The 26,617-nt window shown below is 51.4% G+C and carries 24 protein-coding genes and 1 tRNA gene; 17 read left to right on the forward strand and 8 right to left on the reverse strand.

Annotation, left to right across the window (positions count from 1 at the left end; all coding sequences use genetic code 11):
• Positions 1-119 precede the first annotated feature (119 nt).
• From lepB to V3O24_RS08425, 7 genes are read left to right on the forward strand one after another with little or no spacing between them, the layout of a single operon-like run.
• On the forward strand, positions 120-896 hold the full coding sequence (lepB, locus tag V3O24_RS08395; RefSeq protein ID WP_331306911.1) for a signal peptidase I: 777 nt from the start codon (positions 120-122) through the stop codon (positions 894-896).
• A 44-nt stretch (positions 897-940) separates the two neighbouring features.
• Positions 941-1,318 carry a DUF4845 domain-containing protein gene (locus V3O24_RS08400; protein WP_331306912.1) on the forward strand — a complete coding sequence of 126 codons (378 nt, stop codon included), beginning with the start codon at positions 941-943 and terminating at the stop codon, positions 1,316-1,318.
• Positions 1,315-1,998 (forward strand): ribonuclease III, encoded by a 684-nt coding sequence (gene rnc / locus V3O24_RS08405; protein WP_331306914.1) that lies wholly within the window; start codon positions 1,315-1,317, stop codon positions 1,996-1,998. The genes V3O24_RS08400 and rnc overlap by 4 nt, the downstream gene beginning before the upstream one ends.
• Entirely contained in the window at positions 1,995-2,876 is an 882-nt protein-coding gene (gene era, locus V3O24_RS08410; protein ID WP_104423582.1) for a GTPase Era, read from the forward strand. The genes rnc and era overlap by 4 nt, the downstream gene beginning before the upstream one ends.
• Positions 2,869-3,666: a DNA repair protein RecO gene (gene recO, locus V3O24_RS08415; protein WP_331306916.1), complete on the forward strand. Its 798-nt coding sequence runs from the start codon at positions 2,869-2,871 to the stop codon at positions 3,664-3,666. Before era ends, recO begins: the two co-directional genes overlap by 8 nt.
• Entirely contained in the window at positions 3,659-4,402 is a 744-nt protein-coding gene (gene pdxJ / locus V3O24_RS08420; protein WP_331306917.1) for a pyridoxine 5'-phosphate synthase, read from the forward strand. Before recO ends, pdxJ begins: the two co-directional genes overlap by 8 nt.
• Before the next feature lie 54 nt (positions 4,403-4,456).
• Positions 4,457-5,191, forward strand: a complete 735-nt coding sequence (locus V3O24_RS08425; RefSeq protein WP_331306918.1) for a PP2C family serine/threonine-protein phosphatase — start codon at positions 4,457-4,459, stop codon at positions 5,189-5,191.
• An 8-nt stretch (positions 5,192-5,199) separates the two neighbouring features.
• Here the strand turns inward: V3O24_RS08425 and V3O24_RS08430 are convergent, their stop codons facing one another.
• The 4 genes from V3O24_RS08430 to V3O24_RS08445 form a co-directional block, all read right to left on the reverse strand.
• Positions 5,200-6,165, reverse strand: coding sequence for a sigma-54 dependent transcriptional regulator (locus V3O24_RS08430; protein WP_104423578.1), 966 nt, complete (start codon positions 6,163-6,165; stop codon positions 5,200-5,202).
• A gap of 9 nt (positions 6,166-6,174) precedes the next feature.
• On the reverse strand, positions 6,175-6,903 hold the full coding sequence (locus V3O24_RS08435; protein ID WP_331306919.1) for a sulfite exporter TauE/SafE family protein: 729 nt from the start codon (positions 6,901-6,903) through the stop codon (positions 6,175-6,177).
• 208 nt (positions 6,904-7,111) lie between these two features.
• A complete protein-coding gene (gene pyrF, locus V3O24_RS08440) occupies positions 7,112-7,837 on the reverse strand; it encodes an orotidine-5'-phosphate decarboxylase (protein WP_331306920.1) in 726 nt (241 codons plus the stop codon).
• Positions 7,838-7,874: 37 nt separating this feature from the next.
• Positions 7,875-8,258, reverse strand: coding sequence for a rhodanese-like domain-containing protein (locus tag V3O24_RS08445; RefSeq protein WP_104423576.1), 384 nt, complete (start codon positions 8,256-8,258; stop codon positions 7,875-7,877).
• Between the two features lie 113 nt (positions 8,259-8,371).
• Here V3O24_RS08445 and V3O24_RS08450 point away from each other — a divergent pair, with 113 nt between their 5' ends.
• Positions 8,372-9,271 carry an AEC family transporter gene (locus V3O24_RS08450; protein ID WP_331306921.1) on the forward strand — a complete coding sequence of 300 codons (900 nt, stop codon included), beginning with the start codon at positions 8,372-8,374 and terminating at the stop codon, positions 9,269-9,271.
• Positions 9,272-9,303: 32 nt separating this feature from the next.
• On the opposite strand, the gene V3O24_RS08455 is transcribed toward V3O24_RS08450, so the two are convergent.
• From V3O24_RS08455 to V3O24_RS08465, 3 genes are all read right to left on the reverse strand, one after another.
• On the reverse strand, positions 9,304-11,286 hold the full coding sequence (locus V3O24_RS08455) for an EAL domain-containing protein (RefSeq protein ID WP_331306922.1): 1,983 nt from the start codon (positions 11,284-11,286) through the stop codon (positions 9,304-9,306).
• 165 nt (positions 11,287-11,451) lie between these two features.
• On the reverse strand, positions 11,452-12,141 hold the full coding sequence (locus V3O24_RS08460) for a response regulator (RefSeq protein WP_331306923.1): 690 nt from the start codon (positions 12,139-12,141) through the stop codon (positions 11,452-11,454).
• A complete protein-coding gene (locus V3O24_RS08465) occupies positions 12,113-17,296 on the reverse strand; it encodes an AAA family ATPase (protein ID WP_331306924.1) in 5,184 nt (1,727 codons plus the stop codon). The genes V3O24_RS08460 and V3O24_RS08465 overlap by 29 nt, the downstream gene beginning before the upstream one ends.
• A gap of 593 nt (positions 17,297-17,889) precedes the next feature.
• Here V3O24_RS08465 and V3O24_RS08470 point away from each other — a divergent pair.
• The 5 genes from V3O24_RS08470 to V3O24_RS08490 all read left to right on the forward strand — a co-directional run bounded on the left by V3O24_RS08470 (position 17,890) and on the right by V3O24_RS08490 (position 22,508).
• Positions 17,890-19,188: a competence/damage-inducible protein A gene (locus V3O24_RS08470; protein WP_331306925.1), complete on the forward strand. Its 1,299-nt coding sequence runs from the start codon at positions 17,890-17,892 to the stop codon at positions 19,186-19,188.
• 1 nt (position 19,189) lies between these two features.
• Positions 19,190-21,085, forward strand: a complete 1,896-nt coding sequence (locus tag V3O24_RS08475; RefSeq protein ID WP_331306926.1) for an ATP-binding cassette domain-containing protein — start codon at positions 19,190-19,192, stop codon at positions 21,083-21,085.
• Between the two features lie 103 nt (positions 21,086-21,188).
• A tRNA-Ser gene (locus tag V3O24_RS08480) sits at positions 21,189-21,276 on the forward strand.
• 286 nt (positions 21,277-21,562) lie between these two features.
• Complete coding sequence (locus V3O24_RS08485; protein ID WP_104423570.1) at positions 21,563-21,763, forward strand: cold-shock protein; 201 nt, start codon at positions 21,563-21,565, stop codon at positions 21,761-21,763.
• 250 nt (positions 21,764-22,013) lie between these two features.
• Positions 22,014-22,508 (forward strand): hypothetical protein, encoded by a 495-nt coding sequence (locus V3O24_RS08490; RefSeq protein ID WP_104423569.1) that lies wholly within the window; start codon positions 22,014-22,016, stop codon positions 22,506-22,508.
• A gap of 250 nt (positions 22,509-22,758) precedes the next feature.
• Here the strand turns inward: V3O24_RS08490 and V3O24_RS08495 are convergent, their stop codons facing one another.
• Positions 22,759-23,064: a hypothetical protein gene (locus V3O24_RS08495; RefSeq protein ID WP_331306927.1), complete on the reverse strand. Its 306-nt coding sequence runs from the start codon at positions 23,062-23,064 to the stop codon at positions 22,759-22,761.
• A 39-nt stretch (positions 23,065-23,103) separates the two neighbouring features.
• On the opposite strand from V3O24_RS08495, the gene V3O24_RS08500 reads away from it, so the two are divergent.
• The 4 genes from V3O24_RS08500 to V3O24_RS08515 all read left to right on the forward strand — a co-directional run bounded on the left by V3O24_RS08500 (position 23,104) and on the right by V3O24_RS08515 (position 26,549).
• Positions 23,104-23,640 carry a GNAT family N-acetyltransferase gene (locus V3O24_RS08500; protein WP_331306929.1) on the forward strand — a complete coding sequence of 179 codons (537 nt, stop codon included), beginning with the start codon at positions 23,104-23,106 and terminating at the stop codon, positions 23,638-23,640.
• The gene (locus V3O24_RS08505; RefSeq protein ID WP_331306930.1) at positions 23,637-24,338 is read left to right on the forward strand and encodes an aspartyl/asparaginyl beta-hydroxylase domain-containing protein; all 702 of its coding nucleotides are present in this window, start codon (positions 23,637-23,639) and stop codon (positions 24,336-24,338) included. The genes V3O24_RS08500 and V3O24_RS08505 overlap by 4 nt, the downstream gene beginning before the upstream one ends.
• A gap of 530 nt (positions 24,339-24,868) precedes the next feature.
• Complete coding sequence (locus tag V3O24_RS08510; protein ID WP_104423565.1) at positions 24,869-25,549, forward strand: tail fiber protein; 681 nt, start codon at positions 24,869-24,871, stop codon at positions 25,547-25,549.
• A 46-nt stretch (positions 25,550-25,595) separates the two neighbouring features.
• Positions 25,596-26,549 (forward strand): hypothetical protein, encoded by a 954-nt coding sequence (locus V3O24_RS08515; protein WP_331306931.1) that lies wholly within the window; start codon positions 25,596-25,598, stop codon positions 26,547-26,549.
• The last annotated feature ends 68 nt before the right edge of the window (positions 26,550-26,617 follow it).

Genomic DNA, 26,617 nt, shown 5'->3' on the forward strand with positions numbered 1-26,617 from the left:
GCCTTTAGCCTTTAGCCTTTAGCCTTTAGCCTTTAGCCTTTAGCCTTTAGCCTTTAGCCTTTAGCCTTTAGCCTTTAGCCTTTAGCCTTTAGCCCTTAACCTAATCTAAATTTAAAAACATGGACTACGATTTTTCCTTTTTTCTTGCAGTCGCCACGCTGGTTACCGGTGTAATTTGGGGCGGGTATTTGCTGGTGCTCAAAGCGAGGGGGGAGGTTTTCGATGAAGAACATGAACCTATACTGGTAGAGTATGCGCGGTCTTTTTTCCCGGTCGTGTTGATTGTGTTATTGCTGCGCTCTTTCATTGCCGAGCCTTTCCGCATCCCTTCAGCATCAATGATGCCGACTTTACTGATAGGTGATTTTATTCTGGTTAATAAATTCACTTACGGCATACGTTTGCCGGTTATCAATAAAAAAATCATTGAACTGAATGAACCCAAGCGCGGGGATATTGTCGTTTTTCGTTACCCTAAAGATCCGGCTGTCGATTACATCAAGCGTGTGATCGGCTTGCCGGGCGATCGGGTCGCTTATTACGATAAAAAACTGCATATCAACGGACAGCCGATCAACCAAGTTTCTTTGGGGCGCTATCAGGGTGTAGGCCAGGGCGAGGATATGACCGGCAATGAGCATTTGTTGGAAGATTTGACCGGTGTTGAGCACAGTATTCTGATCAGGAACGGAGCGCTTTCAGCCGAGGGTGTTTATGTGGTGCCGCAAGGGAGTTATTTTGTGATGGGCGACAACCGCGATAACAGCAATGACAGTCGTTATTGGGGCACGGTTCCTGAAGAAAATCTGGTTGGACAAGCTTTTTTTATCTGGATGAGCTGGGATTGGCAATATAAAGGTGTGAACCTTGACCGTATTGGCACAGCGCTGAAATAAACTGCACTATACTTGGTTTTTTCATAAATCATCTGGAGAAAAGAATGAATTTAACACCTGGACGCCAGCAAGGCTTGACCTTGATCTCGCTTGTTTTTGTTTTGGGCTTGATCGGATTTTTTACCTTATTGACACTTAAGATAGTCCCTATTTACCTGGATCACGGCAAGGTAAAGAGCGCTTTGGAGGCGTTAAAACAAATGCCGGATCTTCAGACGCTTAGCGAATTTGAAATCAGGGATAGCTTGACCAAGCGTTTTAACATCAATTATGTCTACGATGTTAAGCAGGATGATATTACCGTCGTCAGGCATGGCGATTATGTAAAGGTGGATATCGAGTATGAGACGGTTGTGAAATTGGTCGGCAACCTGAGCGCATTAGCCGAGTTTCATGACTCTTTCGAGGTCGGACAGAAGTGATAAAAAAGCCTGAAGTATTATGTAAAAAGCTGGGCCTGACGTTCAATAATCCCCGGCTTTTTACTATGGCTTTAACGCATCGAAGCGCAGGTTCGAGCAATAATGAACGTTTGGAGTTTTTAGGCGATTCAATTTTGGGTTTTGTGATCGCCCATAAGTTATATGAGTTGTTTCCGGGCGCCAGCGAAGGCGTTTTGAGCCGGTTAAGAGCGAGCCTGGTCAATCAGAGTTCACTGGCGGAGTTGGCCAGAAAGCATCAGCTGGGCGATTATTTGCTGCTGGGTTCAGGGGAGTTGAAGAGCGGAGGTTTTCGCCGCGATTCCATCCTGTCCGATGCGGTGGAAGCCATTATCGGCGCGCTGTACAACGATCAGGGTATGGATGCCTGCCAGCAATGGATCTTGCAGATGTTTGCGGAAAAGCTGAAAAGCTTGTCGCTGGATAATTGGCAGAAAGATCCTAAAACCCAATTACAGGAATTAATGCAGTCAAAAAAAATGGATCTGCCTGATTACACCTTAATGACCATGTCGGGGCTTGCACATGAGCAAACCTTCAAAGTTAAGTGCACAACGCCATTAACGACAGAGTCTTGTATCGGCATGGGAAATTCCAGGAAAAAAGCCGAGCAGTCGGCAGCGGAGCTCATGCTCGAATTATTAAATAAGGACACTAAATGAATTGTGGTTTCGTCGCCTTGATTGGGCGCCCCAATGTCGGCAAATCAACATTGATGAATCATTTGTTGAAGCAGAAAATCAGCATTACCTCGCGCAAGCCGCAAACAACCCGGCACCGAATCCTCGGCATTAACACCACCGACGCAGGGCAGGCCATTTATATGGATACGCCGGGCATGCATGACAGCGAAAAGCGGGCGTTGAACCGTTATTTGAACCGGACCGCCGATACGACCTTGCTGGGCGTCGACGTGATCGTCTGGCTGATCGACGGATTGTCCTGGCATGAATACGACGAGGCGATCTTCAAAAAGCTGGAGCAGGCTGGTCTGCCGGTTATTCTCGCCGTTAACAAGGTCGATAAGGTCGCGGACAAGGAAGCCATCTTGACGTTCTTTAACGAAGCCCAACACCGGTTCCCGTTCAAGCATTTGGTACCCATTTCCGCATTAAAAAGCACCAATCTCGATCAGCTGGAAAGCCTGATCATGGGGCTGTTGCCGGAACGGGACTTGATCTATCCCGAGGATCAGGTGACCGACCGGTCCGAGCGCTTTTTGGCCGCTGAAATTGTCAGGGAAAAGCTGACCCGGCGCTTGGGCGACGAGCTGCCTTATGCGCTGACGGTAGAGATTGAACGCTACGAAGAAAAGCCCAACATCACCAAAATATACGCGATTATCTGGGTGGAACGCTTGACCCAAAAGAACATCGTGATCGGCAAGGACGGCGAGATGCTGAAAAAAGTCGGTACCGACGCACGGCATGACATAGAAAAATTGATCGGGCAGAAAGTTTATTTGCAGCTTTGGGTCAAAGTTAAAAAAGGCTGGTCGGATAGTGAACGCGCCTTGCAAAGCCTAGGCTTTAATGACTGAAACCGCCGTTTATTTGCAGCCTGCGTTTATCTTGCAGCAGCGCAAATACCGGGAAACCAGCCTGATTATCGATGCGTTAACCCGCGATTTCGGCCGGATTTCCCTGTTGGCCAAAGGCGTAAGAAAAACCAAGTCCAAAACGGCAGGGATGCTGCAACCCTTTATCCCGTTAACCATTTCCTATTTCGGTAAGGCGGAGCTAAAAACGCTGACCGATGTCGAAATGGTTCAGCCGTTTAGCCAGATCAAGGGGCTTGCGCTTTATTGCGGTTTTTATATCAATGAGCTGGTCGCTTGTTTTTTGCACAAATACGACCCCCATCCCGAAGTGTTCGGCCATTACCGCGAATGTTTATCCGGTCTGGCGGATGGCGCCGGCATGGAAGCGGCATTGCGGCTGTTTGAGTTGAACCTGATCGAGTGTTCGGGTTATGGCTTGCAGCTGGAATATGATGACAAGCAACATCCGATTGCATCAGCAAAAAAATACGACTTCAATGTCGGGCTGGGGCCGGTTGAAGCCGGGCGCGGACAGTTTTCAGGACGGACTTTCCAGGCATTAAGCGCCAGGGAATTGATCGATCCGCAAGTGTTAAGCGAAGCAAAGCTACTGATGAGGACGGTCATTGATGTTTATTTGCAGGGCAGGCAACTTAAAAGCCGGGCGGTTATTAATAACATCATGAAACACACCGGCGGCGAACGGGGATTGCAAACCTATCGTCAATCACAACATATCTCAAACGGAGTGGGCGGCGTGATAACGCCGTCCAATATGAAAAATGAATAACAAACAGATCCTATTAGGCGTGAACATCGATCACGTCGCTACGTTGAGGCAGGCCAGAGGCACGCTATACCCCGAGCCGGTTCAGGCCGCATTAATTGCAGAACAGGCCGGAGCCGACGGCATTACCGCGCATTTGCGCGAAGACCGGCGGCATATTCAGGACAGGGACATCTATTTATTAAAAGACATGCTGCATACCCGGTTGAATCTGGAAATGGCGGTGACCGATGAAATGGTCGGCATAGCCGGGAAAGTGCGACCCTTTGCCTGTTGTCTGGTGCCGGAAAAACGGGAAGAATTGACCACCGAAGGCGGGCTGGACGTTGCCGGCAACCTGCATCGCATGCAATGGGCCTGCGATAAACTGGCGAGCGCCGGTGTCGAAGTGTCGCTGTTTATCGATCCTGATGAAAGTCAGATCGATGCGGCGGTAAAAGCAGGCGCGCCGGTTGTCGAATTACACACCGGCTGTTATGCCGATGCGGAAAACCCGCAACAGCAAGCTGAAGAACTGGCGCGCATCAGGCAGGCCGCTTTTTATGCACACAGCGCCGGGCTCCAGGTTAATGCGGGGCATGGCCTGAATTTTCATAATGTCGAAGCGATATGCGCGATACCGGAAATGGTGGAGCTGAATATCGGTCATTCGATTATCGCGCAGGCCGTATTTTCAGGCTTGGCTCAGACGGTCAGGGATTTGAAGCGGATCATGCGCACCAACAGTAGGCGCTTTTAGGCGATGCAAGACTACAGCAGAGTATTTGAAGATCGTTTGACCTGAGGGAAACAAGTGGCGCTGGAGTTTTATCAACTAAGCTCGGTCGGCGATCGGGAGATTAATCAAGATTTTATGACGCATAGCGTCACTGAGGCTTATGCGCTGTTTGTCGTTGCCGATGGTCTGGGCGGTCATGATGCCGGAGAAAAAGCGTCCCGTTTTTTCTGCGATGGCTTGCTAAAGGGCGCCGATACTTACAGCAAACAGATAGCGCAGAGTCCTATCGAAACTTTTTCCGCCTGGATTACGGCGGCTGTCAACGAAATGAAAAGGCTGTTCGCAACCGAGCAGTCGGGTAATGATGCGCACACCACCTGCGCAATTCTTTACCTGGATGCACAGCGGGTGTTGACCGCGCATTGCGGCGATTCGCGGATATACAGGATGAATCCGCAACGGATCTTGTGGCGGACCCAGGATCACTCCATTCCGCAACAATTATTGAATAACGGCAAGATTACCGAGCGGGAAATGGGGCAGCACCCGGAGCAAAACCGCTTAACACGCAGCATCAACATCTTGAAAGCGCATGAGGCGGAGATTAATCTGTACCCGGCTATGCAACAAGGCGAGACTTTTATACTTTGCAGCGACGGTTTCTGGGAATACATAAAGCCAACAGAGCTGTTGCAATTGGCGGAACCCGCGATCGGCAAGGAGGAGTTGGCAAAGCTGGCGCGATTAGCGATATTCCGCGCTCATGGGAAAAGCGACAACGTAACCGCGCAGTGGGTTAGACGGTATTAAATGTCCGATTAATGCGACACTGCAAAACCGTGTTTTTGCATACGGTAAAGCAAGGTGTCGCGGGAGATGCCCAGCAGTTTTGCGGACTTGCTGCGATTGCCGTTAGTGCGGTTCAAAGCTTGATGTATCAAATCGGCTTCCAAGGTATCCAACTGTAGGCCGGTCTCAGGCAGCGTGAAATTGGATGTTGCAGGCGCATTAGCGATGACTTTGGCGGTAAATTCAGATGGAAGGTTTTCCGGTTCGATGACTCTGCCGGCTAGTAGAATGCTGAGTCTTTCGCATAAATTACGCAATTCGCGAATATTGCCCGGCCAAGCATAGGTTTTTAGCACTCTTAAAGCCTGCTTGCTGAATTTGGGGGCTGTCAGCGCATGTGCATCCTCGAATAATGCGAGAAAGTGCTTGATCAGCGACTCAATGTCTTCAGTGCGTTGCGCCAGCGGCGGCAGTTCTAAAGGCACGACATTCAAACGGAAATATAAATCCGACCGGAACTCGCCTGAGTCAATTTGTCTGTTCAGATCGGCGTTGGTTGCGGAAATAATACGCACATCAACTTTGTAAGGCTTGATTTCGCCGACTGCAAGACATTCGCCGGACTCAAGGAAACGCAATAATTTTGCCTGAATCGACAGCGGCAAGGAATTGATTTCGTCAAGAAACAAGGTGCCGCCATCAGCTGCCTGGAACAGGCCTTGTTTATCGGTCGTCGCTCCAGTAAACGAGCCTTTTTTGTGGCCGAACAATTCCGATTCGATCAGGCTTTCAGGCAAGGCCGCGCAATTTAGGGTGATAAACGCTTTGTCGGCGCGGGCGCTGGCTTGTTGAATGGCAGAAGCGAGCACTTCCTTGCCGGTACCGGTTTCGCCTTTAAGCAATACAGTGACGTCGGTAGCGGCAACGATTTTGGCGCTACGGATTAAGGAATCCAGTGCAGGAGATTGACCGATGATCGCGTTAAAATGATCCATAGATGCCTCTTAATGTAGAGCTGTGTGTGTCGTAATGGCCATGGGATTAAGCCAGGGCAGGGCGGCCAGCAAAGCCAGGACAATCATAAACAGGCCGATAGCCTGTTTGAAACGCTGCATTCTGGACAACCTTGTTAATATGCCGGTCATTATACCGACTCCCATGACGGCTGGCAAAGTTCCTAAGCCGAAAAACAGCATGGTCAGCGCACTCTGCTTGATGCCGCCTGCGGTTGCGGCGAGCGCCAAAGCCGAATAAACCAGGCCGCACGGCAGCCACCCCCAGACCATGCCGAAAAGATAAGCCTGGCTGAGATTTTTGACTGGGATCAGTTTCCGGCCGAAAGGCTCGATTTTCTTCCAGAAACGCAGGCCTAATTTTTCAATGTAGGCAAAGTGGGGAAACCAGCCGGCGATATAAAGTCCCGCGCCGGTCATGACGGCAGCAGACAGCAATTGCAGCAACCGATGTCCGCTGATTTCACCCATCGGCATGGTAATCAATGTTTCGATAACGCCCGCTAATGCCCCGGCTATCGTATAACTGGTAATGCGCCCGATATTGTAATTGAATACAAAGGGAAATAGCCTGCTTTTTTGGTTCCGTATTTCCGGGTTAAGGCTTAAGGTTAATGTCCCGATAATCGAGCCGCACATGCCGATGCAATGCATGCTGCTGAACAGGCCCATAGTAAAGGCGACCAGAGTAGAGGTGCTAAAGGCGAGGTCAAATTCCATAGTCGCAGGATATATTAAAATAGGAGCAAGGTCGCCCATTGCGCAAAATTATAAGTTATTTAACTCTTGTTATTCGCCACGAAGACACGAAGAAATAAAACTTCGTGTCTCGGCAATTGCTCCTGCATTGCTCTACCTCCTGCATCCGTGCAGTCGTTCGTGATGAATTTTTTGTATTTTTTAAGCGAATTTATTTGTGTGCAGGCAGTTACTCAAACTGCGCAAGGATCTGTCCCTGAATCTTCTCTGCCATCCCTTTTCGGTTTTCGGCATCGCGTATAGGCCTGCCGACGACGATGTAATCAGCGCCATTCTGGAAAGCCATTTCTACGCTGACCACACGTTTTTGATCGTCCTCTTCGCGGTTATCGACCGGCCGGATGCCCGGCGTGATGACCAGCAGCTTATGGTCCAGCTCTTCCCTCAACATCGCGACTTCAAGTCCCGATGAGACAATGCCGTCGCAGCCGATTTGCAGCGCGCGTTTGGCGCGGGACAAAACCAGCTCGCGCACATCGCAGGCAAAGCCCAAGTCGTCAAGGTCGCCGCGGTCCAGGCTGGTTAATGCGGTTACGGCCAGCACTTTAAGATCGCCTTTTTCCTTGGCGGCGGCTTCCATAATCGCGTCGTTGCCGTGTATGGTGGCGAGATCAACGCCTTTGCTGCTCAAGGCTTTAATCGCACGGCCCACGGTGGCCGGGACATCGAAAAATTTCAGATCGACAAAGATTTTTTTATTGCGCTGTTTCAACCATTCAATAAAACCGAAATAATCGCCCGACATAAACAGTTCCATGCCGACTTTGTAAAAGATTACCGAATCGCCGAGTTCTTCGACTAACGCTTGCGCCTCGGGAATACTGGGGACATCCAGCGCCATGATTAAGCGTTCACGGACGGGGATGGGTTTGGTTGAGACGAATGAGTGGGGCATGGTTAAGGTAAAAGGTAAAAGGTAAAAGGTAAAAGGCTTATTCAGTCACAAAGCCTTGTCCATGCCAAGCCTGTATTCCGCCGTTCATTAAGTAAACCTTGGGAAATCCCGCCGCCTTTAATATCAGTTGGGCTTGTGCGGAACGCAGGCCGGCTTGGCATTGTGTGATGACCGGGCGATTCTTATAAGGTTCAAGTTCCGCTAGCCGTTCATTTAATTGGGACAGCGGAATATGAATGGCGCCGTGAATTTGATGTTCATTCCAGTCGTCATGTTCACGTACATCGACAATGACCGCCTTGTTCTTAACGCGCATCGTTGCAGCTTCATTAGGCGAGATGACATCAGTTTCCGCAACGGCAAAAGAACTGATCATCAATAAAAAAACACCGAGTAGGCAAAACTTTGACAATAAACGCACTCAAACGCTCCAAAATAATTTCGATATATATTACCGGAACTTGTTTTAACGGTGAATGTTAAAATTCACTATTGTCACAATAGTCCCCGATTATGAACTCAACATTGATACAAATGACCCTGATAATGGTGTGCGGCGCGGCTTGGCGTTTTGCAAAACCGGCGGGGCTGTCAGCCGAGCAAACCCGGCAGGTTTTAACCACAGTGGTCTACTATCTGCTGCTGCCGGCCATGGTTCTGGAGGTGTTATGGTCAGCGGATATAGGCTTGCATTCGTTTCAGTACGCTTGGCTGGGTATGGGCAGTATTATTGCCGCCATGCTCTGCCTCTGGGTGATTGGCGCGTTGTTCAGGTTTGACGACAGGCGCTTGGGGGCAATGATACTGGCGGCGGCATTTCCGAACGTGACGTACTTGGGCTTGCCGGTTTTAGAGCAGGCCTTCGGCAGCTGGGCCAGGTCCGTGGCTATACAGATGGATCTCTTTGCCGCCACACCGTTATTGTTTACCATCGGTGTCATCGTTGCCCGGCACTACGGCGAAGAAACCGCAAAAAGTCCGAGGCCGGTATGGCTGTTTTTTCATGCGCCTCCGTTTTGGGCGGCGGCAGTTGCCGTTATTTTAAATATTAACGGCGTTGTTGCTCCGGTTTGGCTGTTGGGCGTACTGCAAAAGTTGTCCGCCGGCGTTGTGCCGCTGATGCTGTTTTCGTTGGGACTGGCTTTAAGCTGGAAGGCGCTAACTGTCCGCAATATCCCCTATATTATCCCCGTTGCCGTTATTAAAATGGCGGTAATGCCGTTGGTTGCAATGATTTTAGTCGGATTTTTGCCGATAACCGGCGAATACAGGGAGGCGGCAGTGCTTGATCTTTCGATGCCGAGCATGGTGTTGGGCATTGTTTTTTGCGACCGCTATCGCCTGGATAGCTCGCTGTACGCGATGGCGGTAACGGTAACGACGGCAATCAGCCTGATTGCATTGCCGTTCTGGCATAGCGTGTTGCAGCAGTGATCTGTAAAAAGATTTTTTAATTATTCAGCTTTTTACAAAAGCCCTTGAGCCGGCAGCAACTTCTCGAATTGATCCGCAGGCACCGGCGGACTGGTCAAATAGCCCTGGTATAGATCACAACCTTGCGCCTGCAGGAAAGCAAGCTGCTCCTTGGTCTCCACACCCTCGGCCAGCACCTTCAGGCGCAGCGTATGCGCCATGGCGACGATGGCGGCGGCGATTTCCATGTCGTCCCGATGATGCGGGATGTCGTCGATAAAGCTTTTGTCGATTTTCAGCACATCCAGCGGGAACAGCTTCAGGTAGGCCAGCGAGGAATAGCCGGTGCCGAAATCGTCGATAGCGAGACGCACGCCCAGCGCATGCAGGCGGTTGAGAATCCGAATGGCTTCATGCTCACGCTGCATCAACGCGCTTTCGGTCAGCTCCAGTTCCAGGCGGTTGGCCGGAAAGCCTGTTTCGGCCAAGGTTTCGGCGACGATTTCTTCTAAATTGCTGTGCAGAAACTGGTGCGGCGAAACATTCACCGCCAGCGTCAGCGGCGGCAAACCGGCTTCGATCCAGCGTTTACCCTGGCGGCAGGTTTCTTTCAGAATCCAGTTGCCGATCGCTGTAATCAGCCCTGTTTCTTCGGCGACCGGGATAAAGCGCAACGGCGGAATCAGTCCTTGGTCGGGATCCTGCCAGCGGATCAGCGCCTCGGCGCCGACAATGCGGCCATTGTCCACATTGACCTGCGGTTGATAGAACGCCCTTAGCTCGCCTTTATCAATCGCCCGGCGCAAACGGACTTCGAGGTCCATGCGTGCGCGGGCGGAATGAGTGAGCTCCTCCGAGAAATATTTGAAGCGGCCGCGTCCTTCCGCTTTGGCCTGATAAAGAGCCGTATCGGCCTGTTGCAACAACTCCACCGGGGTTGCGCCATGCTCTGGAAACAGACTGATGCCGACGCTGGCGCCGATACGCACTTCTTTGCCGTTGGATAATAGCCAAGGCTCGCCCAATGTAGTAATGATGTCATTAGCCACCCGTGCCGCATCTTCAGGATGTGCGATATTTTCCATCAGTACGGTAAATTCGTCTCCGCCCAACCGGCACAGCGTGTCGATGCCGCGCAGACGGAAATTAAGCTGCTTGGCCACCTGTTGTAACAGGTCATCGCCGGTCAAATGGCCGAAGCTGTCATTCACATCTTTGAATCGGTCCAGGTCGATCATCAGCAGCGCCAGCATTTTTTCGTCGCGCAATGCGACTTCAATGGCATGATCGACCCGAGAAAGCAGTAATAAACGATTGGGCAGGCGGGTCAGCGGGTCGTGATGGGCGAGAAAATCGAGCTGCGACTCGGTAGCCTTGAGCCGGGAAATATCGGCAAACACCCCGACATAATTGGTCACTTCGCCCGATTTGTCGGTGATCGCACTGATGCTGAGCAGCTCGGGATAGACCTCGCCGTTTTTGCGCCGGTTCCAGATTTCGCCCTGCCAATGGCCGGTCGCCGCGATGCTGGCCCACATTTCGGCGTAGAATTTCGCGTCATGTCGGCCGGAACGCAGCATGCTGGGTTGTTGGCCGATGGCTTCGGCCTCGGTATAACTGGTGATGTCGGTAAATGCGCGGTTTATCCTCAGGATGCGTTTGTTCGCATCGGTCATCAGCACACCCTCACGGGTGCTTTCAAAAACCGTGGCGGCCTGAAGCAGGCGATCATCGCTCAGCTTGCGTTCGGTAATGTCGCGCACGCCAATAACATAGGCCTTGCGACCTTCCCACTCAATCGGAGCGGATCTCAATTCAGCCCAGCCTAAACCACTGCGGCGAACCAGGTTGATTTCCTGGGGAGCGTCACTCGGACTGACCGGAATCGCAAGCTTGGTCCCCAACAGCGCATCCTGGTCGAAAATGCGTTCGGCGCTCCGGTTGGTATACAGGACAAAACCCAGCTCATCGACGACCAATATGCCATCGGTAATAGTCTCAAGAATCAGGTCCAGGTTGGCTAGAGCGGGGGTCATGTGCTTAGGTATTGGGCTGGTTGGCGGTTTATTGTGAGCATTCCAACAGCCCGTTCGTCCTGAGCTTGTCGAAGGATGAGCGGGATGATGTTGGAATGCTCAACTGCGGTTTTTAGGATAATGGATGTTTTCACAGGTTCGTTAGCGTAACTTGGCTCGTAAAAATCACATGATAACGGTATCTGATCCATTGCTATGGTGGGAGGTAATGGAGGCTATCACTTCCGGCATTTTGGTCAGGTTACCCAGCAATTTCAATACCGGCGTCGGCAGGTCTCGCACCAGCATCGGCGTGGCGAATATATTTTGCGACAGCGCTTTTTCAGGCATCTCCAGCACTTCCACCACATCCAGCCGCCAGTATCCCGGTTTATAGGTAGCCGCCAGGACCGTGCTGAGCTGCTCAACCAGCATTCTGAATTCGGCGTTCAGGGAAACGATATACAGCGTCAGAAGCAGTTTGTCGCCTTCCTTGTTCACTTCCGTCGGCCGACGGATAGAACTGGCGACGTGTTTGATTTGTTTGGACGACAGCGGCTTACTCGCAAGCTGGAAGCTCAAGCCTTCATCGAGGACAACTTTGAGTTGTTCCATGTATTCATGGGCAAAAGCCGTCACGATGTAGATATTCATTGTGTCATCTATCGCTTTCAGGCGGCGCAAGGTTTCGACGCCATCCATGCCCGGCATCCTGAGATCGAGAAAAATCAGGTCGGGGCGTTCCGCCTTCGCCATTTCGACGCCTTGCAAGCCATTCTCCGCCTCGCGCAGGTCATAGCCGGCCTCGCCCAGCACCAGGCTGAATGCTCCGCGCACGGCCGGATCGTCATCGATGACCAGTATTTTGTTTGACATCATTCCCCCTACTAAACTGATCGGCTATTTTGAATTGTAATTTCATGCAACAACCGCTTATAACCTCATTATATGTAATTTTATTATACGCGATTATATTTCCTCCGGTTTCTTCGATTAAACGGTGAGACACCGACAAACCCAGCCCCGTTCCTTTTCCCGGCGGTTTGGTGGTGAAGAACGGATCGAATATCCGGCTGAGAATGGCGTCAGGAATGCCCGGTCCATTGTCGGCTATGGTCAATTCCACCATCGCGCCATTCCGTTGCGCTGCGATGTCGATGCGGGGGTGGTCGCGGCCCGACAAGGCGTCTCTGGCGTTGAGCAATAGATTGATCAGTATCTGTTGCAGACTGTCGGCGTCACATACAATCAACGGCAAGTTATCGGGTAATTCGATATGCAGCTGGATATTGGATTTTTTAAATTCCCCGTCTAATAGAGACAAAGTTTGGCTGACCGTCTCGCTGATTTGCGACGCACCAGTCAGATGTGACTTAGTTCTAACATAAATCAGCATATTGCGCACGATGGTCTTGATGCGCTCGATTTCATGCAGGGCTTTACCCAGCATCTCACGGGTTTTAGGATCGGTTGCTTTACTTTCGGCAAACTCGACAAAGTTCATCAAGCCCATTAACGGATTGTTGATTTCATGCGCGACACCGCCGACCAGGGTACCGAGAGCGGACAGTTTTTCCATCTGCATCATGTGTTCCCGGCTCTCCTGCAGCTGCGTATAAGCATGGCGCGTTTCGTTCAGCAAACGGGCGTTTTCCAGGGAAATCGCGGCGTGGGAGGTCAACAACTCGGTCATGACGCTCTTTTCGGTGGTGAAGATGCCCTCGGACAGCCGGTTTTCCAGGTAAAGTACGCCGACCAGCTCGCCTTGCTTGATCATCGGCAGGCACAGCACCGAGCGCAAGCCCAGCATCTGCACTTCGGGCGCATTTTGGAAGTCGCCCTCGGTGCCGGCATCGCGCAGCACTACTTTTTCGTGGGTGCGGTACACGTAATTGACGATGGCTTGGCAAACGCCGACCGCTTTGGTCAGACTGTAGTGCTGAGGGTTGATGGCCTGCTTTTTGCCGACATGGTGTTCCGCGACGATGACCAGTTCGTCCTGTTCCTTGATCAGCAAATAGCCGTGCTGCGCGCCGGAACTTTCCAATTCCACATTCATGATTTTTTGCAGCAGTTGCGCCAGGTCGATTTCGGCCGACAGCGCCAGCGCGGATTTCATCAGGTAGTTAATATCGAGATTGGGCAGGGTGGACAGTTCCATTATCTCGGTTTCGCTTTCCGGGTCCTGTAGCGATTTGCCCGGCTGGGCAACGTCGCACTGTTCCTGTAGCCGGGCGGCTTTGCTATCGGCGCGGCAGGAAAGATACAGCCGTCGCGCCTCGGCATAGTAGATGGCGGCATCGCCCAGCGCGGTTTTTGTCAGTAAGTCGCCCAGGCTTTCGAACAAATGTCCGGTAAGCAGGTCGTATTGTTGCGCCTGCGCTTCGGCAATCGCGTCCAGGTACAGATTGCGCGCTTCGCGGGGTTCGCCTTTGACGCGGGCGATTTCGGCGCGAATAAAGGCCAGATAAGGCCGAAGCAAAGGGCCGAGCCGCGCCCAGGTTTCGATATTTTGCAGCAGCGGAGCGATTTCCGCTTCGATTTCCGTCCACGTCGATTCGGCGGGCAGGCGCAATCGGTTGAGAATGCGGAACACAAACCATAAGCGTTTCAGCACGTTATCGGTCAGTCCATGCAGATAACGCTCGACCGCAGCCAGCGAAACCGCTGCCGCCGCGTAGTCGCCCAGATAATGTCGGCTGATGCCGAGCAGCACAAAGTAGCTGCCGGACGCGGCGACATAATTGTCAGTCGCCCAGCGTTGCAGCGTTTCTTCCATCGCCACCGGCCGGTAATCCGTTTTCATCGGAGCCACCGAGCCTGCCAGCACGGCTTCCGCCAGGGCCAGTGAGAAAGACAGTTGGTTTTTGCGCGAGAAGCTCAGGCACTCCTCGGCGGTTTCTTCGATCAGGTGTAGATTCTTGCCCTGAACCTGCAAATTCCACATCAGCGGGCCGTAGGACAAGCCGGCGTTGTACAAGTCGCCGCAGTTCTTGCCGCACTGGATGCCCTTTAAACAGTAGTCGGTGATGGCGGCGGGGTGGCTGCGAGAGTGCATATTGCACCAGACGATGCCGTTCATGCCGCGCGTGGCTCCGAAGGTATTCGGGTATTTCGCGCACAGGTCATGCGCCAGGTCCTCGTAACGGAAAGCGAGCTCGAATTTTTCTTGCTCGCCCAAATTGAGTCCCATGATCGAGAAAGAATAGATGACCGACTCATCCATGCCGCCCGCCAGGCAAAGCTGGGTCGATTGCGCGGCGGACAGGTACAGTTGCTCTACCAGCCCGGACATGTAGAGATCGGGGATCAGCTCGCTGTAAAAGGCGAGTTCAATCTTGCTTTTGCGGTCCTGGGTAAAGGGCATGTGCAGGATGGTATTCCACACATCGTCCTGCGCTTCGATCTGCGCCATCAGGGCTTGGGTGTGCCGCCGGGCCAGATCCGGGGCTGCGGGTATGGATTTGCCGAAATAGGCCAGGCCGCGGTTGGCGGTTTCGATGGCTTTGTTAAAATTGCCGAAAGAGGACAGCGAAGTCGTCTGTTCGGCCAGCGCTTCGGCCTTGTCAAAATCGCTGACGGCATGCTCGATCAGTTGATTGATTAGCGATTCGGAGGCTTCGTAGCGGCCGCGCATCAGGTCGGTTTTCGCCAATCGCTGGTAGATGCGGAAGGTCATCTCGTAAGCGCTGTTCCAGCAATCCGGCGGCAACAGATCGTGTGCAATGGAAAAGAAGTCGTTGGCGGCGTCCCCGGCCAGCGCATCCAGCGCCTTGTTTCCGGCATGGAAGTTAATATCGACCAGGCGGTAAAGCGTGGCTTGATCCATATCGGCCGGACGCCCCCGGTTAAGGTGCATCGCAATATTGAATAAATTATCCTGTACCTCAAGATTCGCACCTGCCGGTATCTCATTCAACAGACGGTTGCCGATACGCCAGTGAATACCGGGGCGCGCCTGTTCATCGACTTGGCGCAGCACCGCTTCCTGCACCCGGTCATGCACAAATTGCAGGTCGGATTTGTTCTCCAGCAGCATCCCCAGCGTCAGTACCGGTTTCAGGTTTTCGAACAGTTGTTCCAGGCTCATGTCGAGCACCTGCGCCACCTCCGCGGCCGTGAAGCGGTTGCCCATGCAGGCGCAGTAGTTGAGGATGTGCAATGCGGCGGGCGGCAGCGTGCGCACTTTGGAGCTGAATAATTCGACCACGGTGGCGGGCATCCGCGCATCGCGGATCTTGTTCATATCCCATTGCCAGTGTTGCTGTTCGTCCGTGTGCAGCAGATTCTCGTTGTACAGCCAAGCCAAACTCTCGCTGACAAACAGCGGATTGCCCTCGGTCAGCCGCGCGATAAATTGAGACAGGTTGGCGGTCGTCCCCAGCGGCGAATCCAGGATATAAGCCACCATCTCGTGGCAATCGTCTTCATCCAGCGCATTTAGCCGGATTTCCTGCAATGCGTCTTTGCGCTCCCGAATGTTGCGGATCAGTTTGGTCAGCGGATGGGCGGCATCGACCTCGTTGTGACGGTAGGCTCCGATAAAAAACAAATAAGGATGTTCTTTATGATTGGCGAAAATAGTCTGCAAAAAATCGAAGGTGGCGGTGTCGCACCATTGCAAATCGTCAATGAACAGCACCAGCGGATGCGCTTCGTCGGCCAGGCAGGCGAGAAAACGCCCGAACAGATTATTGAAGCGGTTGCGCGCTTCGACCGGCGGCAGATGCGCCACTTCCGGCTGCGCGCCGATGATGAATTCAAGTTCCGGCACCACGTCAATAATCACGCGGCCATCGCGGCCCACCGCATCGAGAATCTTGGTCCGCCACTGCGCCACCTGCGCATCGCTTTCGGTCAAAAAGGTGCGCATCAGATTGCGTAGCGCCTGGATCAGCGAGCTGTAGGGGATATTTTTCTGATACTGGTCGAACTTGCCCGAGGTGAAATAACCGCGATGGCGTACCAGCGGCTTTTGCAGCTCTTGAATCAGTCGGGTCTTGCCGATGCCGGACAGGCCGGAGATGAACACCGAACGGAATGCGCCGCGCATGACCTCGTCGTATTCGCGCCGGATCAGCTCGCATTCCGCATGACGTCCGACCATTTTTGAAATGAAAATCATGCGCTTGCTGCGGTCGCGCAAGCCGACCGGGAAATCGGCAATTGCGCCGGTTGCCGCATAGTCCTCGTGACAGCGAATCAGGTCTGCCAATAATCCTGCCGCGCTTTGATAACGCTTTTCCGGCTGCTTGAATGTCAGTTTGGCGATGATTTTACTGAGCTGCTCCGGGATTTTTGCATTGCTTTCATGCACTTTGGGCGGCTCTTCAGCCAGGTGCGAGTGTATCAGTTCCAGCGGGTCGGTGGAAAAAAACGGCAGCTTGCCGGTCAGCAGCTCGTAGAACACGATGCCCGTCGAATAAAGGTCGGTGGAAAAATCCACCCGATAGTTGATGCGCCCTGTTTGTTCGGGAGAAGTATAGGCCAGTGTGCCGCGCACAAACTCGGGGTCATAGATGAAATGGCTGACATCGCGGATGTCCAGCGGCGTGATGAAATCGGTCAGGCGCAAGGTGAGCGTGCCCGGCTGCACCAGAATGTTGTGCGGCTTGACGCCGCCGTGGGTGATGCCGGCTTCATGCACGGCCTGCAAAGTGTCCGCCAGCATGCAGGCGATCTTGAAAAAATCCGTCAGATTGATGTGCCGTTGCTGATCGGTCCAGGCCTTCAGCGTCTGCCCGGCAAACCAGGGTTGCACGATAAACTGCACGCCGGCATCCGAATCCAGGGCGATAGGCGTGCAGGCGCGCGGGTCGTGCAGCACCTTGAGGCGCTCGATTTTTTGCTGCAAATGGCGCGATTGATCATCCCAGCCGGACAGCAGTTTGAGTAGTTTGAACACCAGCGGCTGCTCAGGCCTGTTCTTGTGATAGCCTTTATAGACTTGCGATTGCAGGCTCTCGCCGAGTTTCTCGGTGAGTATGTAGGATTGGAATTTAGGTGTATCCGGTATCCGGCTTCTTTTCATAATATTTTTCAATCCGCGTCGTGTCGATCGGATTATTCTACGCTTTTGTCATCGGCATCGGTTTAAGTGGGAAAATCCATATAATGTGTTTGCAAAACTGCAAATAGCTAATTTTACTTTGTTAGATTATACGCAAGCTCGTCATGCCCGCCGGGAAGCGGGTATCCAGTGCCAAGGATGGTCAGCTTAAATCCATCCCAGGAGCCTGGATTCCGGCACAAATCCGTCTGGAACGGATTTGCATTAACCCGAAGAGTGTCAGCAGGATAGCCTGACATGAATCCCTGCCGGAATGACGATTCTGGATATTATGTGTTCATTAAATATGACAAAGTAGAACTAAGATCGTGCATGAAATAACTTGAGCAAATTTTATTTTTAAACCATGAAGCGCATGAAGGATTTAAGTCTTCATGCGCTTCATGGTGATTGCTTAAATTAATTTATACATGTTCCTAACCATGTGTCTTCGTGGTCAATTAAAGGCTTTATGAAGTATAAGAAACCATTTTCATCCGCAAGGTCAATTTGTATTTTAATACGGGTTATCAGACTATGGCCGGCACACAAACCCAATAGCACCGATTGACAACATGAATCCAATATTAGAAATATTCTCCCAAGGCGAAGAAGTCGTGACCGGGCAAATCGTCGATACCAATGCGGCCTGGTTGTCGGAGCGGGCCGTAGCCCTGGGCTTTACGGTCGCGCGGCATACCGCCGTAGGCGACAAGCTGGATGATTTGATCGCGCTGCTGCGGGAAATTGCACAGCGTGCGGATTGTTGCATTTGCACGGGCGGGCTCGGGCCTACCAGCGACGATTTGACCGCCGAGGCTGTCGCCAAGGCGTTCGGCCTGCCGCTGGAATTCGACGGGATTGCCTTTGAACAGATTCAACGGTTTTTTGCGCGCAGAAACCGGGTCATGCCCGAGTCGAACCGCAAGCAGGCGATGTTTCCGAAAGGTGCGGAGCGTATCGACAATGCCTGGGGTACTGCGCCGGGTTTTTCCTTGCAAGCCGGGCGCTGCTGGTTTTCCTTTGTGCCGGGCGTGCCTTCGGAAATGCGCCATTTGTTCCTGGAGTCCATACAGCCGACATTGGCAAGCCGGTTTTTATTGCGGCCCGGCAAGCTGGTTAGCATCAAAACCCTCGGCATAGGCGAGTCATCGATTCAGCAACTCATCGGCGGTGTTGAAATTCCGGCTCAAGTGCAGTTGGGTTTTCGGGCGAGTCCCGATGATGTGCAAACCAAGTTGCTGTTTCCGCATGATTATCCCGAAGCAGACATGACGGCATTGGTGTCCGAAGTTGCAGGTCAACTGGGCGATCATGTTTTTGCCATTGACGGTTTCGGGCAGGCCGGCGGCGACTTGGCCTTTGTGATTGATCGGCTGATGACGGCCGGAAAATACACGCTGGCTGTCGTGGAAACAGTCAGTCAAGGATTGCTGGCGGCCAAGTGCGTAGGCGCAGATTGGCTGCTGGAAGCACGCTATGAGCAGTCGGTGGAAAGGTTGGTGCAAAAACTTGCGGTTACCGTCAATGCCGACAAATTCGCCGGGAGCGAACTTGAACAGCCAACAGCTGGCCCGAAGGGTGAAATACAGGAATGTATTTCATATGATTTACCGGCAACCGCACAGGCCATTGCCGCTGAAATACAAAAGACCAGCGCGGCCGATTTTGTGCTGGTTCAGCTGAATGGCGGAGACAATAAAACATTTCGCGATAAAGACCGGGCCATTATTCTATATAATACGTTGCTGACTGGAGACGGATTTCATCAAACCACCCATTCCGTGGCAGGTCCTATCAACGTCAAGCAAAATCAGGCGGCGTTGCTGGCACTGGATTTATTACGACGCTATTTACAACATAAAGAACTTTAAAATGCCCTTATTACGATTGTCCAACGTTTCCATTGCTTACGGAACTCACGCTTTATTAAACAATGCCGATTTTCAGCTGGATGCCGGGGAGCGGGTAGGCTTGTTAGGTCGCAACGGCGAGGGCAAATCGACCTTGATGAAGATCATTGCCGGCAACATCCAGGCCGATCACGGCGAGATTTGGCGGCAACCGGGATTAAGGTTGGCATGTCTGGAGCAAACGCCCGAATTGCCTGACGATGCGACCATCTACGATGCCGTTGCCGGTGGTCTGGGCGAACTGGGCGAGTGGATCACCCGTTATCATGCGCTGTCGTTAACGATGGATTACGATGATGAAAAGGCCTTGAATGAGCTGGGCGATTTGCAGCACAAGCTGGAAGCCCATAACGGCTGGCATTTCCAGCAGCGAGTCGAAACCACCTTAAGCAAGTTGGACTTGCCCGGCGAATTGAAAATCAGCGGCTTGTCCGGCGGTTGGAAGCGCCGCGTAGCCTTGGCCAGAGCTCTGGTCATAGAGCCGGAAGTGTTGTTGCTGGATGAACCGACCAACCATCTGGATTTTGAAAGCATCAGCTGGCTGGAAGAACAAATCCTCAATTTCCAAGGCGCGGTATTGTTTGTGACCCATGATCGCTCGTTCCTGCAAAAATTGGCGACCCGCATTATCGATCTGGATCGCGGCAATCTGGTGTCCTGGCAGGGCAGTTATGACGATTTTTTGACTCGCAAGGCCGCCGCGCTGGAGGACGAAGCCAACCAGAATGCCGAGTTCGACAAGAAGCTGGCCGACGAGGAAGTCTGGATCAGGCAAGGCGTAAAAGCCCGGCGCACACGTAATGAAGGCCGCGTCAGGGCGTTGGAGAAATTGCGTAACGAACGCGCCCAGCGCCGCAACACCCAAGGCACCAGCAAAATATCCCTGGACCGGGGCGATGCGTCCGGTAAGAAAGTGATCGAAGTCAACGACATCAGCTTTGCTTACCAGGACCGGCAGATTATCAAGCATTTTTCCACGCTGATTCAGCGGGGCGACAAAATCGGTTTGATCGGCGCGAACGGCGCAGGCAAATCGACGTTGTTGAAATTGCTGTTAAAGCAGCTGGAACCGGACAGCGGCGCGGTAGAGCAGGGTACCCGGCTTGAAATCGCCTACTTCGACCAGTTGCGCGACCAGCTCGACCCGGAAATGACTGTCGCCGACACCGTCGCCGACGGCAACGATTTTGTCGAAATCGCCGGAAACAAAAGACATGTGATGTCGTATCTGGGGGATTTTCTGTTTGCTCCGGCCAGGGCGCGTTCCCCGGTAAAAAGTTTGTCGGGCGGCGAGAAAAACCGTTTGCTGCTGGCCAGGCTGTTTACCAAGCCGTCCAACCTGATCGTTATGGACGAACCAACCAATGACCTGGATTTGGAAACCCTGGAATTGTTGGAAGAAAAACTGGTCGATTTTGACGGCACCTTGTTGCTGGTCAGCCATGACCGGGCTTTCCTGGACAACGTCGTGACCAGCGTCTTTGTGCTTGACGGCTCAGGGGACGTCGATGAGTTTGTCGGCGGTTACAGCGATTGGCTGAACCATGTCAAGCAGGCGAAACAGGCCGAAACAACTGCCAAGGTGACCAAGCAGGAAAAACCGGCGGCACAGACTTCCGCGCCTACCGCAGCCAAAAAGAAATTAAGCTTTAAGGAGCAGCAGGAACTGGATAAGTTGCCGGAACTGATTAATGATCTGGAAACCCGGCAAGCGGAATTAAACCAGCAAATCAGTGCGCCGGAGTTCTATAAAAAAGACCAAGCTGTCGTTGCCAAGACACTGGACGAACTGAAACTGATCGATGCCGAACTGGAGCGGGTTTATCACCGGTGGGATGAGCTGGAAGCGATGCGCTAAGCAAGCGGCGGTTACCAAAAGCAGAAAGGCCATTGCGCTAAAACGCAATATCGATTATTCTACGCGGCTTCCCGCTATCTGCGGGGAGCAAAAAAAATAGTTAGGAGAGATGGCCGAGTGGTCGAAGGCGCACGCCTGGAAAGTGTGTATACGGCAACGTATCGAGGGTTCGAACCCCTCTCTCTCCGCCACCTAACATCCTGCGCGCACGATGTATTTTGTGACCGCTTGCTCTATTCGTTAGCACATTCAATTCTTCAAGCCGCCATCTCTTTGTCGCATCGCTAAACTGAAAGGCTTGACATTGCCATTGCGCGTCTATAGAATGCGCTCAGCTTGAAATTGTTTTACCGTTATGCTTACCGCTACGAAGTTCGTCATGTAATTGTTCTTCCGTTATCATTAAGTAATTCTTTAATTTCCCAGCTCCATCGGCCTTTATAAGGCTTCAATTACTACAAATTAGGATTACACAAAATGACTACAGGTATAGTTAAATGGTTTAACGCTGAAAAAGGTTTTGGTTTCATTCAGCAAGAAAACGGCCCAGATGTTTTTGTTCACTTTCGCAACATCAACAGCTCCGGCTTTAAATCTCTTGATGAAGGACAGAAAGTACAGTTTACTGTCACTCAAGGACAAAAAGGCCCGCAAGCAGAAGAAGTAACAATCGTCTAATTGCCGGCAAACAAAACCGTAGCTTTTTCGGGAGCTACGGTTTTTTTATGCCTGTTAGTCAGTAAAGCAGCCAACTTTTGCCGTTATAATATTATTGATAATTTCTTCATTAGAACGCTTTATCCCGTTATTTGTACCAGTTGAAATATTAATTTAGCAACTGTTGGTCAATTTTTGACGAGATCGTCAAAAATCAGGATTATCGGCTTGAACAAATATATCTAAAATAATAACCCACGAGGAGAAAAATATGGTTGTATTTGCAAATCCATTAACCCAACAAATCACCGATTTTATTTCCGAAATAGGTATCCCTGTACAGGCAGGAGAAATTCCCGATAATGTTGTTTTGCCCGGTATTTTGATCGATAAAGGCGTATTGGTAGTGGACGAAACCAAGTTGAAATATCCGGGAGATTTATTGCATGAGGCCGGACATTTAGCCGTTATGGACGGTGCGCAACGCAACATTTTATGTAACGACGTCAGCAAAAATGCCGGTGATGAAATAGCTGCGTTAGCTTGGTCGTGGGCGGCGCTGGTGCATTTAAACCTGAAGCCGGAAGTTGTGTTTCATCCCGATGGCTATAAAGGCGAATCGGAATGGTTGATAGATATTTTTAGCAACGGCAGCAATCTGGGAGTACCACTGTTGCAGTGGATGGGGTTGACTGCGGAACCGAGCAAGGCCGAGCAATTAGGCTGGAAAGCGTTTCCACAGATGCAACGTTGGTTAAGGGAATAGCAATGTATTGGCTGCTTCAAGTATAAATCACCCATTTAAAGATAAATTTAGAAATCGCCAATCCTTGAAAGTCTCAACAGAATCGAACTAACCCAAAGCACGGGGTTTGTGCTCAGTTTTCAGCTTGGCGAGGTAAGCCGGATGGGTGACGGACGGCTCGTCACCTCGGACCGATAAAACAGACTTGCCCGATTGCATGGCTTTTAATGATGGGTTCTGCTTGGATTATTGTGCGGCGAACCTGCTATTCTCAAGCAAACATTATCTCATAGTAGAGTTTGTTATCATTAACCCCCGGGTTGATTGATAATATAGGCCCCATCAGCCATTGATTCTGTCCCAATTCGGCATGCTCAACAAGATAAATATCTTGCGTCAACAGTATATCGGGCGGCCCTGTAAAGACCAATGATAACGGAGTGCGAAATTGTTCCGGTATATTGCGGCGCGGTAATTCCGCTACATCGATTAATTGCAAGTCGATTAGGCCTGCTTGTGTGTGTATTGTAAAGTTTGTGCCCACTAACGGAGAGGCTTGTTCAAGACTAAGATTCATTGCTAACCTTTAGATAGAGTTGCGTCAAAAGCCGACGGAGTGCATGATAGCAGAAAAAATATTTTAAACTTCGTAAAAAAATTTATAGATATGTCGCCGCCCGATTTTCATTTACGTTCCGTTCATGAGCGCGATCAAGAATTTATCGACATACTTTACCGCTCAACCCGCGAAGATTTGCTCATGTTACCGATGGATCCGGTCTTTATCGACAACTTGGTTCGATCTCAGCAGCAGATTCATGCATTTGGAGTGCAGCAGAACTATCCAAATGCTCAAACCAAAATTCTCGAATCTCAAAGTCAAGCGCTGGGGCGCATGATATACGAGCATGCTACCGGCGATATTCGCCTGATCGACATTGCAGTCCTGCCTAGCGCTCAAGGACAGGGTTTGGCGCGATATATGTTGCAGTACCTTCAACAAATGGCCGGAACCCATCAGGTAAGCTTGAGTTTGCGTGTGGTAAAAAATAACTTCAAAGCGCGCCGGCTCTATCTTTCTGCCGGCTTCCAAATTGTTGACGAAGATGCACTGAGCGAACAGATGCGCTGGCGAGCTGGAATTACGGTATGAAACAGGTTACCCGCTATTTGCGTTTGCCGTTCGAATTCGATCTGACCGCATTGCAAATCGATTTGCAGCGCGTAATGCCGGATCAATGGGTGCCTCATTACAATGACCAGGCTGCCGGCGCCGGGTATTGGCACTGTCAGGCGTTGCGTTCTCCACATGGACGTAGCGACGATATTTTGGCATTTTCGAATAATCAATTCCTGGATACGCCGCTATTGGCGCACTGCCCTTATTTTCAGCAGGTTCTGCAACGCTTCAAATGCGAAACTTGCGCCGTGCGCTTGATGGCATTGGCGCCCGGCGGCGTCATCCACGAGCATACCGATCCCGGAACCAATTTCGAAGATGGCTTGGCGCGCTTGCATATTCCTGTTATCACCGATCCTGAGGTATTATTCTGGCTGGATGGCGAGCCGATTCATTTTACCGCGGGCGGCACTTGGTACATGAATGCCAATTGCAGGCACCGGGTTGAAAACTCTAGCAAGGTGCATCGTATTCATTTAGTGCTTGATTGCATCCCGAACCAATGGCTGACCGATATATTTAACGCTGCCGGATTTGTTGCTAATCCCGAACCGAAATATGGCGACCCCAGTATCACCGATGCTAATGTACTGGAAGTTATTGCTGAATTGAGGCAAAGCGGCACTGCGGCAGCATTGAGTTTGGCTAATCGATTGGATGCGGCGCGCTAAATAAACACAATTAAGCGATAGTTGCGCTTTCTCTCTCTTAATAAAATAATATCGGCAGTAGTGCGCGGCTCTGTGAAAGAAAAGTTGGGGATTTAATCAATATATTCAGTCATTTATTTGTCGATGCCGCGTAAATTGCTCGCCGGTCCGACTAGCCCCTGATCTTTTTTGTTTTATTTAACGATATGTTCTGCTATCTTTCGCCCCGGTCAGCTGACTAGCTTGGCTAGAAGTAAAAATTGGGCATAGCACTGACTTTTCCAATTAAGTAAACAATAAATTGCGGCTGTGAATTAAATTCAAACCTTAGTTTCATCTTACCGATTGGAGTTTGAGTAAAATTGTATTACCGGTAACCAGTGCTTAATTTCAAAAAAATCGGGGGCGTATTGTTTTGTGTGGGCTGTTTTTTAAGGCTTTTTACTAAAAAACATAACCCTGTTTGCGTGATTAAATACTAGGCGATCTTATTGTGCAGCGGTCTATTGCCGTTGCATTTCAATCATATAGAGTAAAAGCAGGAGTTTATTATGGATGCATTTATGGGAAGCGTTCTGGCAGTGGGATTTAATTATCCGCCAAGAGGCTGGCTGTTTTGCAATGGTCAAACAGTGCCGATTCAGCAGAATGCGGCAATGTTTGCGTTATTAGGCACCATGTATGGCGGGGATGGGCAGAACACTTTCGGCATACCCGATCTGCGCGGCCGGGTCGTCGTCGGGTCGCAGGCCCAAGGGCCGGGTTTGATGAATGTTCCGCAGGGTTTAAAGGGTGGTGCAAATACTGCAACTGTGGTTAGCTCTGGCTCGGTATCATTTACAATAGGTATCAATAATCTGCCTCAACACAACCATGCCGTAACTGTACCGGGAAGTGCATTCACGGCTTCCTCAACGCTCAATGCCACTTCGAAGGGGCCGGGAGCAACGGCGCCCGCTGCTAACGCAACCTTGTGCACTACCGGTACAGGCCCAACCTCCGCTGCAATGTATCAGGCCACAACCGGTCCCGCTACGGATTTGGTTGCACTCAATAGCCAAAGTGTAACGACTACGCTTGTAGGTAATGCTAATGTTAATTCAGGTACCACTGGGACAGGTTCTGCAGTGACGGCTCCAGTTATAACCAGTGCCAACATTTCCACCATGCCTCCCTATATTGGGCTTAACTACATAATTGCGATGGAAGGCATTTTCCCTTCCAGAAATTAAACCTGCTAGGCGCGGCTTGTCCGCGCCTTCCTTCTCATACTATCCCATGTTGAATGACCAGCAGTTATTACGCGGTCGACCTGTTGCAGTCGACGCTTTGGCATCGTTGCGCAATTGGTTTCCGGTAAGTCTGCAAGGACGGGAAGTCGTTTGGCGGCATGTCCAAGGCCGCTTTACCGCTTCGTTTTTTACCGATACATTGCAACAGCAAAATCCGGCGCAACGTTATATCTGCCGCACAGGATTCGACTGGTTGAAGCGTCTGGAACCGGGGCTGATGCCGAGCGCGTTTATTTTTCATACCTCGCGTTGCGGCTCTACCTTGCTGACCCAATTATTGTCAACCCTGTCCTGTTGTATTGTGATGTCGGAGCCGCCGGTCATTGATGCTTTCTTAAATAGCCATCAAACAGAGCCTGAAACCAGTGGCGGCAGCGCGAACCTTAGGCAATTAATTCTGGCCTTGGGGCAACAGCGAACCCCCGAAGAAACTCACTTTTTCATCAAGCTCGATAGCTGGCATACTCAATTTTTGCCGATATTTCGCGCCGCTTTCCCGAATACGCCATGTTGGTTTCTCTACCGCGAACCGGAAGCCGTACTGGCTTCGCATCGACGCCAGCGCGGACCGCAGATGGTGCCCGGCATGATCGCGTCGCTGGCGGCGGAAACATTGGAGGCAGGGGATTTGGACGGCTATTGCACCAAGGTTTTGGCCGGCTTCTTCGAAGCGGCGCTCGCCAATGTAGAACACTTGCAATTAATCAATTACCGGCAATTGCCGGATGCCCTGTGGCAAGATCTGTTGCCCAGGCAAGGGCTCGATTGCACGTTGGAACAACTGGAGCGCATGCGGCAACGGGCCGGTTTTCATGCCAAAAGCCAGGGCATCCGGTTCAGCGCCGATGCGACGCCAGTCTCATCGCACCCGATACTGCAACAACGAGTCGCGCCACTGTATGCGCAGCTCGAGCAACGCCGTTGTGATGCTGTAACGTGAGCGTTGTCCAGCTCCTTTACGTTGCCTCACTGCCACTAAAAGTTAAGAAAAATAGGTCGCAAACAAAT

This window comes from Methylobacter sp. Wu8 (genome assembly GCF_036440755.1).
GTDB lineage: Bacteria > Pseudomonadota > Gammaproteobacteria > Methylococcales > Methylomonadaceae > Methylobacter_A > Methylobacter_A tundripaludum_A.